The following is a 17,200-nucleotide window of genomic DNA, read 5'->3' on the forward strand; positions in this document are numbered from 1 at the left end:
ATTCTGTTCCATTTTTTTTATTGTCCGCACAATTGATGATTGTTAGCAAAATTAGAAGACCAATTAATTTATTCATTTTTTAGTTTCAGTTCAATTTAAGTTCGGTTTTTTAATGACACACAACGTGTTTGTATATGGAAAGTTGCGTGTTTGTGTGCGAGGATTTTCCGAAGGAAAATCAGACGTAACAAACTTGCAACGACCTTTGATTTAGCACAACACCAGCAATTTTTTATATACGGTGTTAGCTGTAGTTTTTTAATGTCCTTTTGGTATGATTTTTACCTTTACTTTCATTTCCTTTGAATCATCATTCAGGTCATTTTCAATTCCACGAGGGTTGGTTATATAACCTTCTGGGTCATAAACAAAACAGTACAAAACTTTACAATCAGGATGAGATTTGTATTTAGCTATGTCAATTATTAATTGCTCTCCTAATTGTTTAGATTTTAAACTGTTTCTCGTTTTTTTAATCTCAATAACAATTTGCTCTTTTTTAAGTAGAAAATCAGACCTTGTTGAGCCTCCAGCATAACTTGGATTCCATTCTTCTGCTCGAACGTCATCGTAATAAATTCTTAATAATGAATGGAATAAATCTTGTGTGTCATATTCATCTTTAATGTCTAAAGTTTCTCTTTCATTATATCTTTGTCGCAATTGTTTAGCAACTAAATGAAATCTGTCCATTATTGTTTCAAGTAAAAAGATATCGTTTTTATCATTCGTTTTGATATTCTCTTTAATTTTCTGTTTTTTCGAACGCCAAGGAAAGTCTTTTCCACAATGTTTGCAAATATCAGGAACTGGTGTAATTCCTCCAGAAAGGTCTATTACATTTTCTAATTTGTAATCACCTTGTATGTCGTTACCACAATTTGGACAAGTCTTAAATGTTTTCGCACCACAAGTTGTGCAAAATTCTTTATTAAATGATGGACTACTATAATAAGAATCATTTACTCCGTGTCCATTTTCGCATACTAAATATGCATCGTATTTTCCCATATTTTTTGTTCAAATTACAGCTAACGTGTGCGTGTATGGTTTAGTTGCGACGTTTAAGCAACTAAAATAGCAAAAAAAGCACGAACGCGAGAAAATTCCAACGGAATTTTCGTATGTAATCTCCATACAGCAATTAACTATACACATTGTTGGCTTTAGTAATTGTTTGTATTTAAATTCAAGTTTATGTTCCGAATGAGTTGAAATTCGCGCAAAGTTGAGCTTTTTAGCTTAATTCGAGTTCAAATTCAAATTCAAATTCAGATTTTGAGTGAGAATTCCGAAGGAGTGGAAGTCAGAATTCGAGTAAGAATTCCAGTTGAGTAATAATTGGGGCAGAGTGAAATTCCAGAGTAGAGTGATAAATTCCTGCGTGTTGCAATTCAGAATTCGAGTGAGTTTTTTGCGAACTGTTCGGCTTTAAGTAAATGTTTTGATAGCTTAAAATTCCAGTTTTGGTTGTGCTGAGTTATTGAAGCCAACGTGTGCGTGTATTACTTAGTTGCGTGGTTTTAGCAACTAAGTTAGTAAACTTTAACGAACCCGTGAATATTCCGCAGGAATATTCGCAAGTAGGGAAGAAATGAAGCAATTAGTTATACACATTGTTGGCTGTAGTAAATTGGTTTTTAAATTCAAGTTCAGATTATGAGTGAACAATTCCGATTGAGTGAGTAATTCACGCATTGTATTCAAGTTCCAATTGAGCAAACTAGCTAAAAAGTCGTGCGTAATGCAATTCAGGTTTCGAGTTGGAATTCCGACTGAGTAAGATTCCTAAGTTGAGTAAGAAATTCGTGCGTTATGTTTGTCAATCCAGGGTTTTAAAATTCAGATTTCGAGTGAGAGGTTAAGGGAGTATTCCGCATAAAATTTCGGGTTTTGATTGCGAAATATTCGTGTTTTTGTTGCGCTGCGTTATTACAGCCAACGTGTTTGTATATGGAAAGTTGCGGTTTTGTGTGCGAGGATTTTCCGAAGGAAAATCAGACGTAACAAAACAAGCAACGACCTTTATTTAAGCCAAACACTAGCAATTTTTTATATACGGTGTTGGCTGTAGTTTTTATTTTAGTTTTTCATATTCCGCTATTGGAAAATCGTGTTCAACCCATTTTTTCCGATATTTATCTGGTCCAAGTTCAGTCATAATTTCATTCAGCACGTTTCTAACTTGGTTTATATATTTGGGAACTGTTGTTTCTCCTTTAAATATAGATTCAAAATTGTTTTCGTCAATCAGATTCCAACTCCACCAGTCTTTATACCATCTCAATTCATAGTCAATTTTATTTTCGTCTTTTCGATTCAAAATTAGCACGTGTTCCCCAGGTTCTTCCATAAACACGACAGATTTAAAATCCTTTTCACGAATTTCAATTGCAGATTCAGCGAGTTCTTTTAAAGAATCATTTAGATAGGAAATAGAAAATTTCGTCCGTTTTTTTCCATTGCTAATTTTTCCATTTGCCCATCCACTTCCAACTATTTTATATTCAATCTCAATCATTTCTCAAATTACAGCCAACGGTCTCGTATAACCGTCAGTTACGGGATTAAAGTTAATGTTTTTCGGTTTAGCACTGACGTTAGCAATTCCGAGTGGATTCGGACGTAGTCGAATCCGCCGTAATTGCGGTTATACATTGTTGTAACACGTTTTTACTTTTCATTTTGCTGTCTGTTTTTTTCTCCGACTGCCCATTTTTTAATTTGTTCGTTTAATTCATTAAATCCGATTCCGCCCAGTAACATTCCAATTGGCATTCCGATTAATGTCCGCCAAAATTCTTTCGGGTTTCTCCTATAGTCAGGAAGATATGCCCAATATAAAAATCCTCCGAAAAGAATTATTAAAACTGCTATGATTATGAATTCTGTCATATTTTTTTATCCAAACATTGCCCAAAGCATTGACATAATTGAGTCAAAAGTGCTTTGTTCTTTTTCGGGTTCACAATACTTTTTTGATAAGTATTTCAGTGATTTTTTATTCCAGTTGTTGTCAAATATTAAGTTTAGTTCAGATTTGTGATTTTGTATTTCAGATTCTGAAAGTTCGTTCTTTTTTATATTGTATTCTATTTGTATTAATTCCGTTATTTTCTCAAACTCTCCGTTTTGAAATAATTCCTTTTCCTTTTGAGTTCCTACTTTTCCCAACGAAGTTTTTTTTCCTTCGTAGGTGTTATAAATTCCCAAATGTTTTTTAGTTAATTTCAATTTTCGTTGGTTTGGTCAAATGTGTTACAACGTGTTTGTATATGGTTTGTTGCGTGTTTCAAGCAACTAATTTAGTAAATAATTACGGACCAAGAAAGTCCGCGAGGACTTTCGCAAGTAGGCAAAAAGCCAGCAATAAATTATATACGGTGTTGCCAGTAGTATTTTATATTCGATTTATTTCTTTCCACATTTTCGGGATTTTACTATTATCACCAATCGAAATTTTTGATAGAAAGTAAGAGTCTCGATTTAGTGCCATTCTTGAAATTTTTATTTTCGGATTAATTCTTCTCGATAAGTTTGAAACCATAATAATATCTTCATAATTAGTCCGACTACCAAAAATTATTTCTTTCAGTTCTCCTTTGTAATCTACGTGTGTATTTTTAATTTGGTATATTTCACGATATTCATCTTCATATTCCCAAATATCTGATTTTGTAGTACATATTTTTATTATTTCCTCGTCAATTTCAAGGTCATTATCAAGTTTAATTTCATTAATAAGTTTTTGATATTTTACTTTTCTAATTTTAGATTTTTCAGGATTTGGAATTTCAAAAACTAACGCCATTCCTTGATGATTATCTCCATAATGTGACCATAGCAATCTATTGTCATAACTTGTAGAGTAACATATTACTCCGAATTTATCTATTTCTTTTTTAATTTTATTTTTTACTGATTTTTCTTCTGCACTTATTTGTATATAGTTTCCTTTTTTTTCGGAATAATAATAGTCATCGGCTAAAAAAAATTCAAAAGGGTCATTAAAATCTTGTGGATTTGAAATCCAGTTCTGTCCTTTAGCAAGGTTTCTTAAAGATAATTTGTTAATTGATTGATATCTGTAGAATTTCATATTTGTATTACTGGCAACGTGTTTGTGTATGGTTAGTTGCGTGGTTAAGCAACTAAATTAGCAAACTTTTACGAACCCGTGAATATTCCGAAGGAATATTCGCAAGTAAGCTCAATGAAGCAATTAAATATACACGGTGTTGTGCATAGTTATTTTTTCCAAATGTCAAATTCCGTTCTTATTAAGTTCAGAATTTCACACATATAATTTAATTCGTCAATTTCGGGATAATGTTTTAAGTATCCGTCGGGATTAGAAAATTCAAATTCATTGGCTTTATTCCAACCTTTGACCTGAATTTTAAATCCTTCTCCGTCTAAAATCGCAATCTTTTTGCTGATTAATTCGTATTCTTCAGTCTCTTTACCTCGATGTATCTTTTTTACTTTTTCTACGTTTCCACGAGTTACTAATTTCCATTGTATTTCTCTCAAACTTGGCAAGTCCAAAATATGACTCCGAACAAAGTTTTGAAATATAAACTCCATATCTTTTTCCGATGTTAGAGTTTGCTTTTCAGTCTGCAATTCAGCTTGTCCGTTTACTTTTGCGTAATGCTCGTAAAATTCCGCTGTCCATTTCTCCGATTTATCTTTAAACATTCTAAAAAGTGAAGAATAATTAGTTATTCCACCACCTTGATAAATTCGGACTTCAGTTTCGTAAGTCAGCGAATCAGATAGTTTTAAATCAGAGTTGATTTCAGTTATATTTTGTGCTGAAATTCCAACTGAAAATAGAAGTATTATTAAAATCTGGATGTTTTTCATAATTATGCACAACGTGTTTGTGTATGGTTAGTTGCGTGGTTAGGCAACTAAGTTAGTAAACATTTACGAACCCGTGAATATTCCGCAGGAATATTCGCAAGTAGAGAAGAAAACAGCAATTAAATATACACGGTGTTAGCACACGTATTTATATTATTTCGTCAATCGGAATTTCCAAAATATCTCCATCACAATGAAAATTTCCACTTTTGTATTGTTCCTTTGAAAAAGGTTCTAATTTCCTTTCTGGTTTTAAATATTTTCCAAACGAGTTTATATCAATTAATTCATTAAAACTCAATTTTGTTCTTACTATCTCAAAGTCAGTATTCGGGAATTTTCTCGAATATTGTAATTCATCCAAATATTGTCCTTGTAAAAATATAGTTTTTTTTTCATCTATTTTTAGATAAAATCCAGAACCAAAGTCCTCAGGGTCTTTTCTCTTAATTACTCTTTCCGTTTTAATTTTCAGAACTTGGGCTTTCCCGTTTTTTATTTCGTTTTCAACAGTTTTATTCCAGTTTAATTCTCCGTTTTTATTCATCCAATAACGTACAACTACAATAGAAATAATCACGAGTAGAATTGTAGTCCAAAGTTGTATGTCAGATGATACTTTGTCAATAAATTTATCGTAAATCAATAATGGTGCTAATAGAACACCTAAAACTAAAATCCATTTTAAACCAAAATTTTCAAAATGTTGCCAAAGAGAATATTTTCGGCTTTTAAGCACCTTAATTTCTTCAATACTATATGGTCTCTCGGTTTTGGTCATATGTGTGCTAACGGATTTGTATAAGAACAGTAGGGCGGAAAAAACGCGCGAACCATTCGGTTGTACACAAACCGAATTTTTAAATTTTGATTATTTTTTTTTCTTTCTCAATAAGCCAAATTTAAAAATTTGGCGACTTCGCAAATGCGCCCGAACCATTCGGTTTTGCTACAATTGCCCTATTGTTTTTATACGTTGTTGTAAATAGTTGTTTTTCCGCCATCTTCAACTAACCGAACTTTTTCTCCTTTTTCGTTGTAATAAACATATCCAATATTTTCTAAATATTCAACTTCTCTTTGTCCATTTTCAAACCACCTGTCGTAAGTTTTGTTTCCGTCAATTCTACTTATACGGATATAATCGTTACCATTAACTTCGTAGTAAGTTGTACGGATATAGTTACTATAACCATCAAGAAGTTCTTCTTTGACACTTAAATGACCATTTTCAAACCATTCGCAAGCTAACTCAAAAGGTTTACCATTTTTTACTTTTTTAAATGACTTTTTGTTACCAGAAGGATAAAATGACTGAAGCTGAACAACATCATTATCCTTCTCAACTTCTAACCTTAATGTTCTATCTATAATACACTTCGATTTGAATTTTTCTTGGTTTCTGAATTTCGCGTCAAAATCACGATTAAAATCTTGGTCGATAACATCAAATTCTGCAAATGGAATATTCTCTGATATATAGAGGCTTTCAAAATTATTTTTCGAGTAAATCCATCTTGAATAAATCGGCAAAGTGTTTTCTCTAATAGCCTTGATTAGCCCGATTTCATAACCTTTAATACCGTCCGAAAATATTTCGTTTAGAGATATTTCTTTCTCAAAATTACCGTTTGTATCAAATTTGTAGAGCAATTGCTCTTTATTTGCAGTATTAAGGTAATTAAATTCGGACAGCTTTGGGATTTCATTAAACTTTTCCTGAGAAACAAAATCTAATTTGTTTATGTCAAAATTTGGGTTAAAGTCCTTTGGATAAAAAACTGTATCTCCTGGTTTCCATTTACCTCCAGGATTTAGATTTGTCAATATTCCTTCTGCAAAAATAGCTCGACCTAACTTATGAATTACAATCTTTTCGAGTTCGAATGCAGTATCTTCATCAAGATTAGGAAACAGTATTTCAATTTTAACTTCGAAACCTGATTTTTGTATTTCCTTTATTTTTTCAAGTTTCGCGTAATTAAAATCTAACCTTTTTGGTTTTAAATGCGATGCGAACCTTTTGCCCTTACCTTTTCCGATATAAAAATACTTATTATTTCGTGGGTCAATTAATCCGTAAACATAATATTCTTTTTTGTTCAAAGGTTTCTTTTCAATTATTTACAACGTGTTTGTGTATGGTTAGTTGCGTGTTTCAGCAACTAATTTAGTAAACAAAAACGAGCGCGAGAAAATTCCGAAGGAATTTTCCAAATGAGCACTTGCCAAAGCAATTAATTATACACGTTGTTGTAGCCAGTTTTTTTATTCAGTTGTTCAATCATCATAATTATATTCCATAACGAGAATAAGTCACTTCCTTTTTTTGTAATGAAAATAGTTTCCTTTCCGTTAAATTCGGCAATTAACAATTCAGATTCATTTCTTTTTTTTATTTTCTTTAGTTTTGTTGCTCCAGCTTTCGCTTTTTCAAAATATTCTTTCCGATTTTTAGAATCAACTTCCTTTATAGAATTCAATTCGACAGAGTTAAATTCAGACCCGTCAAATCCGATAATTTTTTTGGTTCCAATTGCTGTCCAATTTTTTTTAGAATCAGTAAAGAGTAAAATTATTTTTCCACAATCCTCTTCATTAAAATGAGTCAAATATTCCGCTTTTTTATCATTTGCTAAATTTTCAAATAAGAAAACGCTTTTATTCGGCAAGTCGTGTTTTGAAGCTCGCCATTTAATTCTATTTTCAATAAATTCTTCTGTTTTTTGCATTCAGCTTAAATTGGCTACAACGTGTTTGTATATGGTTTGTTGCGTGGTTAAGCAACTAAGTTAACAAATAAAAACCGAATAGAAAATCCGCGAGGATTTTCGTAAGTAGGCAAGAACTAGCAATAAATTATATACGGTGTTAGCTACAGGGCTTTTCTATTCCACCACTCATAATTATACCTTTTCCGTTTCTCGGTCCATACTCAATTTTCACTATTTCACAACAATTTACCACAATAACAAATTGAAAGTCCTCTAATTGTGCTCCGTAATTTCCTTTGCAATTTTCAAAATCAAATTCTCCAGGTAATGCTTTTTGTAATTCTGATAATTTGTCTCCAACTTTAAATTTTGGAATGGTGTTTTTTAATATATCGTGTCTCACATATTGCGGAACAGCATTGTAAGCAAAAGATGGTAATAATTTCGGAAAAGCGAACAGATAAATGAAAAGGAAAAAAATCGGTAAGATTAAAATCGGAATCAAGTGTATTTGTTTTAATTCGTTCCGTTTTTTATTCCAAATCAGATGGAAAGTCAGTCCGAAAATCAGTCCGCAAACAAAAGCATCTAAAAATACACCATAAAAATTGTCCGCCATTAAAAATCCCCAGCCTATTAGGATTGTAAATCCGATTAGAGTATAAATTCCTGAAAGAAACGTAAATAGACTTAAATTCAGTTTTTCAGTAAGTTTTATAATTTTCTTTTGTGGTATTAAGATGAAAAGTCCGTAAAAGATTAAAAGAAAAAAAGAAGCCCAAAATAAAACTACTCCTGTATCTCCACCAGAAGCATTTTCATATCTTAAATTCGACCATATTATGTGAGTGATAATTAGTCCAATCCAACCTAATGTTAAAGATAAAAATGATGTTTTTTTGAAGTTCTTCATTCGCCTTGTAGCTAACGTGTGCGTGTATTACTTAGTTGCGTGGTTTAAGCAACTAAGTTAGTAAACATTTACGAACCTGTGAATATTCCGCAGGAATATTCGCAAGTAGAGACTAATACAGCAATTAGTTATACACATTGTTGGCTGTAGTAAATTGGTGTTTAAATTCAAGTTCAGATTCTGAGTGAACAATTCCGATTGAGTGAGTAATTCAAGCATTGTATTCAAGTTCCAATTGCGGAAACGAGCTAAAAAGTCGTGCGTAATGCAATTCAGGTTTCGAGTTAGAATTCCTATTGAGTGAGAAATTCGTGCGTTGTACTTGTTAATCCAGAGTTTTAAAATTCAGATTTCGAGTAAGAGGTTAAGGGAATATTCCGCATAAAATTTCAGGTTTTGATTGCGAAATATTCGTGCTTTTGTTGCGCTGTGTTATTACAGCCAACGTGTTTGTATATGGTTTGTTGCGTGTTTTAAGCAACTAATTTAGTAAGTAATTACCGAATAGAAAATCCGCGAGGATTTTCGTAAGTAGGCTAGAACTAGCAATAAATTATATACGGTGTTGGCAAATCGTATTTTAATCAAAGTAACCCTCAAATTTTATTGATTCTAAAATTCCGTTTTCAAATAGAAAAAAGAATAATGAGGTTTGCTCTAAATTTCCAAGAGTTACTTTATCAGATTCTATTTTAGTTTTTAATATATTTTCAAGTGTTCTTTTATTAATTCCTATGTTTAATGAATCAACGAACTTTATTTCAGGATTTTTGATAATTCCGCCAATAATTGATTCCCAGTTTTTTGCTTTATAAAATTCCAATTTAGTTTTGTCAAAAGTCAGAGTTTTCATTGTGTCAATAACACTTTTGTCGTGATGGTTTTGATAAGGTTTTAACTCTATTTTGAATAAAGAACTTTTAAGAGCATAATTTTCCAATTCAGATTCAAAAGCAAATGTTAAACTGTCATTTTCTACAAACTGTTCCACCGCAATGTTTTCCTCAACTTTTATTTCCGTTTCGGTTTTTAATTCAATCGTTGCATTTTGTTCGACAATTTCAGTCTTTTTGGTTTCAGTTTGTTTGCAAGAAACCAATAATATTAAAATTAGAATCGATGTTTGTAATTGTTCTCTCATATGTTTGCCAACGGTTTTGTGTATGGTTAGTTGCGTGGTTGAGCGACTAATTTAACAAATAAATCACAGATAGAATATTCCGAAGGAATGTTCGTAAGTCGGCAGTGACCAAGCAATTAATTATACACGGTGTTGCCCACAGTTTTTATTCAGATTCTTTTTCGTAAAATTCCTTAAATATTAATTCAGGTGTTTCATCTGCTAAATTCGTATTGTTTTTTTTCGATGAAATTATTCTAATCTTATTATCGATTAATATCGCTTTAGTAATTCTTTTGACTATTTCCTTTTCAGGTTGTTCTATTAAAGTTACTTCTATCCAATTCGGTAGCACTTTTTCTTTAATAGTTACTGTTTCGTCTGCTGATATAAATTCAAATCGTTTTTCTCCGTTTTCTAAATAGTATAAAAAACGTATTGAGGCAAGCTTATCTATATTCGGAATATTTTCAAAGGGAATTTTTAAGCTGAAATCATCTTCCAGTGTCATTTCACGTTCCTCAAAGTCCCATTCTTCGGAACCCAAATCAAAAACAAAAGCGATATTAATATTCTTATTAGTCAAGTCAGAGTCCTTATCAGTTTTAAATTTCAAGTAATAGAATTCATTTTGTTCGTTAGATGAAAATCTAAATTTAGAGTCACTTGCTTTTAGCTCATATTGGTCATAAAAAATGATAGTGTCGTTTTTTTTCTCCCAAGTTCCGTTGTATTCTCTCCAAGTTAAACAAGAATTGATTACTGGTCTACTCCAAAACTCAAATTCATTATTTGTTTTAAGAGTTATTTCAGATATTTTATTATCAATAGTCCAACCTTGATTATTCTCAATTCGGGAATCATTTACAAAAGAAATTGGTGTCTTCTGTCCAAATACAGATTGTCCAATTAGTATTGATAATATTATGGGTAAGATGGTTTTCATAATTGTGGGCAACGTGTTTGTGTATGGTTAGTTGCGTGGTTAAGCAACTAAATTAGCAAACTTTTACGAACCCGTGAATATTCCGAAGGAATATTCGCAAGTAAGCTCAATGAAGCAATTAAATATACACGGTGTTGTGCATAGTTATTTTTTCCAAATGTCAAATTCCGTTCTTATTAAGTTCAGAATTTCACACATATAATTTAATTCGTCAATTTCGGGATAATGTTTTAAGTATCCGTCGGGATTAGAAAATTCAAATTCATTGGCTTTATTCCAACCTTTGACCTGAATTTTAAATCCTTCTCCGTCTAAAATCGCAATCTTTTTGCTGATTAATTCGTATTCTTCAGTCTCTTTACCTCGATGTATCTTTTTTACTTTTTCTACGTTTCCACGAGTTACTAATTTCCATTGTATTTCTCTCAAACTTGGCAAGTCCAAAATATGACTCCGAACAAAGTTTTGAAATATAAACTCCATATCTTTTTCCGATGTTAGAGTTTGCTTTTCAGTCTGCAATTCAGCTTGTCCGTTTACTTTTGCGTAATGCTCGTAAAATTCCGCTGTCCATTTCTCCGATTTATCTTTAAACATTCTAAAAAGTGAAGAATAATTAGTTATTCCACCACCTTGATAAATTCGGACTTCAGTTTCGTAAGTCAGCGAATCAGATAGTTTTAAATCAGAGTTGATTTCAGTTATATTTTGTGCTGAAATTCCAACTGAAAATAGAAGTATTATTAAAATCTGGATGTTTTTCATAATTATGCACAACGGTCTCGTATAACCGTCAGTTACGGGTTTATATGCGTTAATTTTCGGTTTAGAACTGGCGTTAGCAATTCCGAGTGGATTCGGACGTAGTCGAATCCGCCGTAATTGCGGTTATACATTGTTGTGCGCTGGCTTTTTTATTTTTCAAGTTTCGTGTTTTTATCAATAAATTGAATTCCGTAATGTTTAGAAACTTCTGGATTAGAATTCAAAGCATTCCAACCTCTGTCAGAAGCATCTATAAAATTCTGAATTTCTATTTTCTGTCCATTTGGGTCAAACAAATGAATTTCTCTGAACCAAACTCGAACGTCTAAATGTCTTTCGTGTCCCTCTTGAAAAAAATCGAACGTATTTTCTTTTCCGTCATATTTGTCATTCTTCCAATCAAAACTTAATCGGTTTTCCCATCTTTTGAAATCCTCTTCAGCACAATTAAAAAATTCCCAACCGTAAATCGGTAAGCCTCCGAAACTATTTACTATTGATAGCAAGTCGGATAATTCGAATTTTTCCGCTTTTTGATTGTCATCATCCCAATTAGCATTTCGTAATGAACTTACAATTCGGTTTACATTTCTCAAAATCAACTGAATTCTTCTGTCTGATGGAATTTCTCCATTTTCGTCAACCACAATTGGGTTGAAAGTACAAGCTAAAAGTTCTCTTTCGAAATCAAATTCCGCACCCAAAAGTTCAGCTTCATTCAGCGCTCTTCCAAGTCCGTCCAATATTTCTTTTGTATAGTTCATATTTTTTTTCAGCTTGCGCACAACGTGTTTGTGTATGGTTAGTTGCGTGGTTTAGCAACTAAGTTAGCAAACATTTACGAACCTGTGAATATTCCGAAGGAATATTCGCAAGTAGGCAGAAATGAAGCAATTAAATATACACGGTGTTAGCACAAGTTTTTATCCATCAATTGTCATATATTCAGGTTCCATTCCAATAAAGTCTATCGAAACAGAATGTCTCATTGGATTTGAATAATATGTTATCGACCATTCAGTTTTTCCATTTTTGATTTTTCCGATTGATATTCCGTCAAATTCAAATTCCACGTCAAAATTTTCAATTCCAGAGTTGATTACGTTTTCTTCCAATTCTTTTCTTAAAAACGGAAGAATTATATTTTCTTTAATTTCAGAGTATTCATTATCTAACTTTTTGAAAAAATCTTTTTGCTCAATCGTTGGTCCGTTTTCGTCCGCATTAAGATTTATTCCAATTTCCTCTCCTTGGAATTTAGTTTCTCCATCGTAAGAATTTTTAGAGGAATCTTTGAAGGTTGTATATTCTAATTCTCCAAATAAATCATCAATAAACTTTGGTTTTTTCTTAAAGATATCAAATATTCCCATAGTTCGTTTTTAATTTGTGCTAACGTGATTGTGTATGATTAGTTGCGTGATTTAGGTACTAAGTTAGCAAATAAATCACAGATAGAATATTCCGCAGGAATGTTCGTAAGCAGGATTAAAACAAGCAATTAATTATACACGGTGTTGCCAGTAGTTTTTTTATTTCCACAATTCATTTATTCCGCTTTTTATTTCAGAGTAAATTCCGCCATTGATTTAATTTAACATCAATAAATTTCATTAAAGAAATAAATCAAAAACAAAGGAAACCAGATTGATACTAACAAATAGATGTTACTATACCATTTCATTTTTTTGTCAATCGTTTTATTCCGCTTTATGATTTTTTCAGTTCCGTTTTTTATCGTGTATCTATAAAAATTTATTCCGCCAAATATTATATATAGAACAAAAATTGAATACGGAATAAACGTTTTTCCCACAAGAGTATTCAAATCGGTCATAAAATAAATCGCAATTAACAAAATCAGAAAATTTGTTCCTTGGCAAAATGAAATCATAGAAATCGGAAAAGCTTCTGGGTCAGAACCAAATTTTCTTTGCTTTTCATAATGATATTGGAATAGGTCATCATAAAATTTCGTAATGCGATTCCATATCATATTTTTACTCAGATTTCGGGTTTCTCAAATTACTGGCAACGTGTTTGTGTATGGTTAGTTGCGTGGTTAGGCAACTAAGTTAGCAAACATTTACGAACCCGTGAAAATTCCGCAGGAATTTTCGCAAGTAGGGAAGAACACAGCAATTAATTATACACGGTGTTGTGCGTTCGTTTTTATTCCGATTTATACATATTTCTATAATGTTCAACGTGATGAGTAAATTCCTCTTCATAAAATGGGTAACTTATTCCCAAAATTGAGATTTCATATCCTTCATCTTTCATTCCAGTAATTGCATTTCCGGCAACTCCTTTTATTTCAAGCCCATCCTGTCTGAATACTTTTAATTCTGATATTACTTGAGTATCAATAAATTCAAATTCTGGGTCGTCAGTATTTATTACAATATTATTTTTCAAGCAGTATTCTTTAAAGAATTCGTATGGCGTTTCTATTTCATTGAATTCAATTAGTCCAAATGCAACTCCCATTGGTGCATCTGCTTTTTCTAGTTTAGAAGTTCCAATTTCTTTGCCTTCTAAAACCACATTATAGTTTGTTTTACAACTGTTTAGTACTTTTTCGTTGTAAAAATCTAAATAATAATCTGAAGCAAGACATTCAAATGTTTCGTCTTTAAAAAAGAAAATAAAATGTTTTCTGTCAGAATTACTAGTTTGAATTTTCTCAATCGGATTCGGTAACTCTTTATCTAATCCGTTTTTAATTTCATAGAATTCTCCCCAAGGTAATTCATTGTGATTAGTTCTATATTGTCCGTAAAAATACCCTTCGTCATTGCAAGTATTCAGAGAATATTCCGCACAGTTTTTAAATCGGATTTTAACTTTGTCGCCTTCCTGATATTTGTCGAATTGAAAATGATTGAGATAAATATCCATTGTTAAGTCAATTCCGTCCACTTTTAATTCAATTTCAGGTGAACTTGGGTCAGCGTTCCAATCATTAGTTATTTGGATATAGTCAATTTTTCGAGTTGGAATTTCCTCTACCTTTTTTGTTCCAAATATTTTATTTATCCAACTCAATTTCTTTTGTTTTCGGTTTTTCTTAAATGACGCACAACGTGTGCGTGTATTACTTAGTTGCGTGGTTTCAGCAACTAAGTTAGCAAACTTTCACGAACCTGTGAATATTCCGCAGGAATATTCGCAAGTAGAGCAGAAATGAAGCAATTAGTTATACACATTGTTGGCTGTAGTAAATTGGTATTTAAATTCAAGTTCAGATTATGAGTGAACAATTCCGATTGAGTGAGTAATTCACGTATTATATTCAAGTTCCAATTGAGCAAACAAGCTAAAAAGTCCTGCGTAATGTAATTCAGGTTTCGAGTTGGAATTCCGACTGAGTAAGATTCCTAAGTTGAGTAAGAAATTCGTGCGTTATGTTTGTCAATCCAGGTTTTAAAATTCAGATTTCGAGTGATAGGTTAAGGGAGTATTCCGTATAAAATTTCGGGTTTTGATTGCGAAATATTCGTGTTTTTGTTGCGTTGCGTTATTACAGCCAACGTGTTTGTGTATGGTTAGTTGCGTGTTTCAGCAACTAAATTAGCAAACTTTTACGAACGTGTGAATATTCCGAAGGAATATTCGCAAGTAGGGAAGAACTTAGCAATTAAATATACACGGTGTTACTTGCAGTTTTTTCTATATTCATTCCATATTTGAAACATATCAATATCAGTCATTATTCCAAATTCAATTCTTGGCTCACAATTCTTTTTATTAAATATTATTCCATATGAATGTTCTTCATTTTTTAGTCGGTCAAGATATTTAATTCCACTTTTTGTTGAATACTCTATTATTCTTTCAGTTATAATTTTAATTTTTGATTCGGTTTTCGAGATAGAGTCATATACGTTGCTTGCATAAAATCCGAAATCGGAATTCATTTCATAAAGACTTGTACTTTTTTCTCCATTTTCCATTAGTAATTCGTCAAATTCGGCTTCATTTGGGTGAAAAAACACAAGATTGTAATTGTCAATATTTAGAGTGTCAAGGTTCTGTTCTATTTCAGTTTTAATTAGTTTTTCAGTATTATTTTTTTCGTAATTCTCTACATTTTTAGGAATGTCCGCTTTTACTCCTCTTGCAAAGTCGAACATTTTAATTCCGAAATATCCAATTCCGATAATTAATACTCCAATTATTGTTATTAAAATGCTTTTTTTCATTGGTTGGTGTAAATTGCAAGTAACGTGTTTGTGTATGGTTTAGTTGCGAGGTTTAGCGACTAAGTTAGCAAACATTTACGAACCCGTGAATATTCCGAAGGAATATTCGCAAGTAAGCTCAATGAAGCAATTAAATATACACGGTGTTACCCAACGTTTTTATTTCTCAATTTTCTTTTCCGGTCATACTTTATTTTCCAAATTCGGTATTTTAATTTGTCAATAAATTTATTCCATTCGTGTCTAATTCCGCCTAATTCCCAATTCACGTCAAATTTCCGTTCTGCTTTGTTTGATTTCGGTGATTCTGTCACATAGAAAGGTCGAGCAACTTTGCAATGTAACATTGGTTCGTTATTAATGATTGTTGGGTAAAATTCTGCTGTGTGAGAAGTTTTAAGGAAATACCTGATTTCGATTATTGTTTTATTCGACAACGATTTATAAATGTACAGATTAATGTCATAAAGATTTTCATAAATCGCAGTCAGTTCCGTCACAATTCCGTTCAACGTTTTTGGTACTTTTTTGTCATTACTTTTTTTTCTAATTCTCGCAAGTTCAAAAAAGTTTTTCCCGATACTTTCATCAATTTCCGACATAATATATACACAATTCCTCGATATTTTATTCCAACAAATATCGGTTGCCATATCAATCAAACTTGATGTTGCGTCTTGGATTTTATTTTCGAGTTCTGCTTTTTTCAAATGTTGGGTAACGTGTTTGTGTATGGTTAGTTGCGTGGTTAAGCAACTAATTTAGCAAACTTTTACGAACCCGAGAAAATTCCGCAGGAATTTTCGCAAGTAAGCACGTAAAAAGCAATTAATTATACACGGTGTTACCACACGTTTTTATTTTCTATTAGCTATGAATTCGTCCGCAATTATATATGGTTGTCCTAAATTATAATCGTTTGGACTAACATCTTCATTTCCAAAAATCAAAAGTTTGGCATTTGGTCGATTCGCATAACCTTTGTCGTATCCTTTAATTACATTTTCAACATTAAATTCAATTCCGTGTTTTTCGCAAACTATTCTTATTGGTTCGGCTAACGGTTCTGGAATTCCGAAATTCATTTTTCCTTTCTTTTTATAATATTCGTTGATGTTGAAAAAATTTTTGTTTATCGGCAACCAATTTCCAGCGTGTTTTTCGTAGGCAAAGAACAAGTCTCCAATAAATTCACTTGCGTTTGTCGGAAAACCATTTAATTCGCATTCTAATTTATTTTTGTTGAAAGTCCATAGCAATGGATGGTCTGTCAAAATTTTGAGTTTAATATATGGCAAATAAGAAACTGAATAAAGTCCGCTAAATTCCATCGTTTGATGTGCAATTAATTTCCAATGCTCCACATTTATTAAGTTTCCGATATTATTTTCTTCATCCACCACAAAGTTAAATTCCATAGTATTGAAATGACCTATTTGTCCTTTTAATTCAGTCAGATGAAGTCTTCCGCTTCCATAAAATTCTTTTCTATTTGTTCTCTCGATTAATTCTTCTATCATTGGTTTGGTCAAATGTGTGGTAACGTGTGCGTGTATTACTTAGTTGCGTGGTTTAAGCAACTAAGTTAGCAAACTTTCACGAACCTGTGAATATTCCGAAGGAATATTCGCAAGTAGAGACTAATACAGCAATTAGTTATACACATTG

19 protein-coding genes are annotated in these 17,200 nt (G+C 31.9%); all 19 read right to left on the reverse strand.

Annotated features, from left to right (window positions below):
• Positions 1 to 258: 258 nt before the first annotated feature.
• Positions 259 to 1,011: a DUF2321 domain-containing protein gene (locus tag HNV10_RS16645; RefSeq protein WP_173302526.1), complete on the reverse strand. Its 753-nt coding sequence runs from the start codon at positions 1,009 to 1,011 to the stop codon at positions 259 to 261.
• A gap of 1,066 nt (positions 1,012 to 2,077) precedes the next feature.
• Positions 2,078 to 2,521 carry a hypothetical protein gene (locus tag HNV10_RS16650; RefSeq protein ID WP_173302527.1) on the reverse strand — a complete coding sequence of 148 codons (444 nt, stop codon included), beginning with the start codon at positions 2,519 to 2,521 and terminating at the stop codon, positions 2,078 to 2,080.
• A 152-nt stretch (positions 2,522 to 2,673) separates the two neighbouring features.
• On the reverse strand, positions 2,674 to 2,895 hold the full coding sequence (locus HNV10_RS16655) for a hypothetical protein (RefSeq protein ID WP_173302529.1): 222 nt from the start codon (positions 2,893 to 2,895) through the stop codon (positions 2,674 to 2,676).
• Between the two features lie 6 nt (positions 2,896 to 2,901).
• Entirely contained in the window at positions 2,902 to 3,234 is a 333-nt protein-coding gene (locus tag HNV10_RS16660) for a hypothetical protein (RefSeq protein ID WP_173302530.1), read from the reverse strand.
• Between the two features lie 166 nt (positions 3,235 to 3,400).
• The gene (locus HNV10_RS16665) at positions 3,401 to 4,099 is read right to left on the reverse strand and encodes a DUF2971 domain-containing protein (protein ID WP_173302531.1); all 699 of its coding nucleotides are present in this window, start codon (positions 4,097 to 4,099) and stop codon (positions 3,401 to 3,403) included.
• 149 nt (positions 4,100 to 4,248) lie between these two features.
• Complete coding sequence (locus HNV10_RS16670; RefSeq protein ID WP_173302532.1) at positions 4,249 to 4,869, reverse strand: hypothetical protein; 621 nt, start codon at positions 4,867 to 4,869, stop codon at positions 4,249 to 4,251.
• A 148-nt stretch (positions 4,870 to 5,017) separates the two neighbouring features.
• Complete coding sequence (locus HNV10_RS16675) at positions 5,018 to 5,650, reverse strand: hypothetical protein (protein WP_173302533.1); 633 nt, start codon at positions 5,648 to 5,650, stop codon at positions 5,018 to 5,020.
• 188 nt (positions 5,651 to 5,838) lie between these two features.
• Entirely contained in the window at positions 5,839 to 6,975 is a 1,137-nt protein-coding gene (locus HNV10_RS16680) for a GIY-YIG nuclease family protein (protein WP_173302535.1), read from the reverse strand.
• A gap of 131 nt (positions 6,976 to 7,106) precedes the next feature.
• The gene (locus tag HNV10_RS16685; protein ID WP_173302536.1) at positions 7,107 to 7,601 is read right to left on the reverse strand and encodes a hypothetical protein; all 495 of its coding nucleotides are present in this window, start codon (positions 7,599 to 7,601) and stop codon (positions 7,107 to 7,109) included.
• Positions 7,602 to 7,740: 139 nt separating this feature from the next.
• Positions 7,741 to 8,496 carry a hypothetical protein gene (locus HNV10_RS16690; RefSeq protein WP_173302538.1) on the reverse strand — a complete coding sequence of 252 codons (756 nt, stop codon included), beginning with the start codon at positions 8,494 to 8,496 and terminating at the stop codon, positions 7,741 to 7,743.
• Between the two features lie 580 nt (positions 8,497 to 9,076).
• The gene (locus HNV10_RS16695; RefSeq protein WP_173302539.1) at positions 9,077 to 9,637 is read right to left on the reverse strand and encodes a hypothetical protein; all 561 of its coding nucleotides are present in this window, start codon (positions 9,635 to 9,637) and stop codon (positions 9,077 to 9,079) included.
• 145 nt (positions 9,638 to 9,782) lie between these two features.
• Positions 9,783 to 10,562, reverse strand: coding sequence for a hypothetical protein (locus HNV10_RS16700; protein WP_173302541.1), 780 nt, complete (start codon positions 10,560 to 10,562; stop codon positions 9,783 to 9,785).
• Positions 10,563 to 10,706: 144 nt separating this feature from the next.
• Positions 10,707 to 11,327: a hypothetical protein gene (locus HNV10_RS16705; RefSeq protein WP_173302532.1), complete on the reverse strand. Its 621-nt coding sequence runs from the start codon at positions 11,325 to 11,327 to the stop codon at positions 10,707 to 10,709.
• Positions 11,328 to 11,476: 149 nt separating this feature from the next.
• Positions 11,477 to 12,091 carry a hypothetical protein gene (locus HNV10_RS16710; protein WP_173302543.1) on the reverse strand — a complete coding sequence of 205 codons (615 nt, stop codon included), beginning with the start codon at positions 12,089 to 12,091 and terminating at the stop codon, positions 11,477 to 11,479.
• A 159-nt stretch (positions 12,092 to 12,250) separates the two neighbouring features.
• A complete protein-coding gene (locus HNV10_RS16715; RefSeq protein WP_173302545.1) occupies positions 12,251 to 12,700 on the reverse strand; it encodes a hypothetical protein in 450 nt (149 codons plus the stop codon).
• A 799-nt stretch (positions 12,701 to 13,499) separates the two neighbouring features.
• Positions 13,500 to 14,375, reverse strand: a complete 876-nt coding sequence (locus HNV10_RS16720) for a hypothetical protein (RefSeq protein ID WP_173302547.1) — start codon at positions 14,373 to 14,375, stop codon at positions 13,500 to 13,502.
• Positions 14,376 to 14,983: 608 nt separating this feature from the next.
• Positions 14,984 to 15,532 carry a hypothetical protein gene (locus tag HNV10_RS16725; RefSeq protein WP_173302549.1) on the reverse strand — a complete coding sequence of 183 codons (549 nt, stop codon included), beginning with the start codon at positions 15,530 to 15,532 and terminating at the stop codon, positions 14,984 to 14,986.
• Positions 15,533 to 15,678: 146 nt separating this feature from the next.
• Positions 15,679 to 16,242, reverse strand: a complete 564-nt coding sequence (locus HNV10_RS16730; RefSeq protein WP_173302551.1) for a hypothetical protein — start codon at positions 16,240 to 16,242, stop codon at positions 15,679 to 15,681.
• 147 nt (positions 16,243 to 16,389) lie between these two features.
• Entirely contained in the window at positions 16,390 to 17,052 is a 663-nt protein-coding gene (locus HNV10_RS16735; RefSeq protein WP_173302553.1) for a hypothetical protein, read from the reverse strand.
• Positions 17,053 to 17,200 lie beyond the last annotated feature (148 nt).

The sequence above is a fragment of the Winogradskyella litoriviva genome (genome assembly GCF_013249065.1).
Classification (GTDB): domain Bacteria; phylum Bacteroidota; class Bacteroidia; order Flavobacteriales; family Flavobacteriaceae; genus Winogradskyella; species Winogradskyella litoriviva.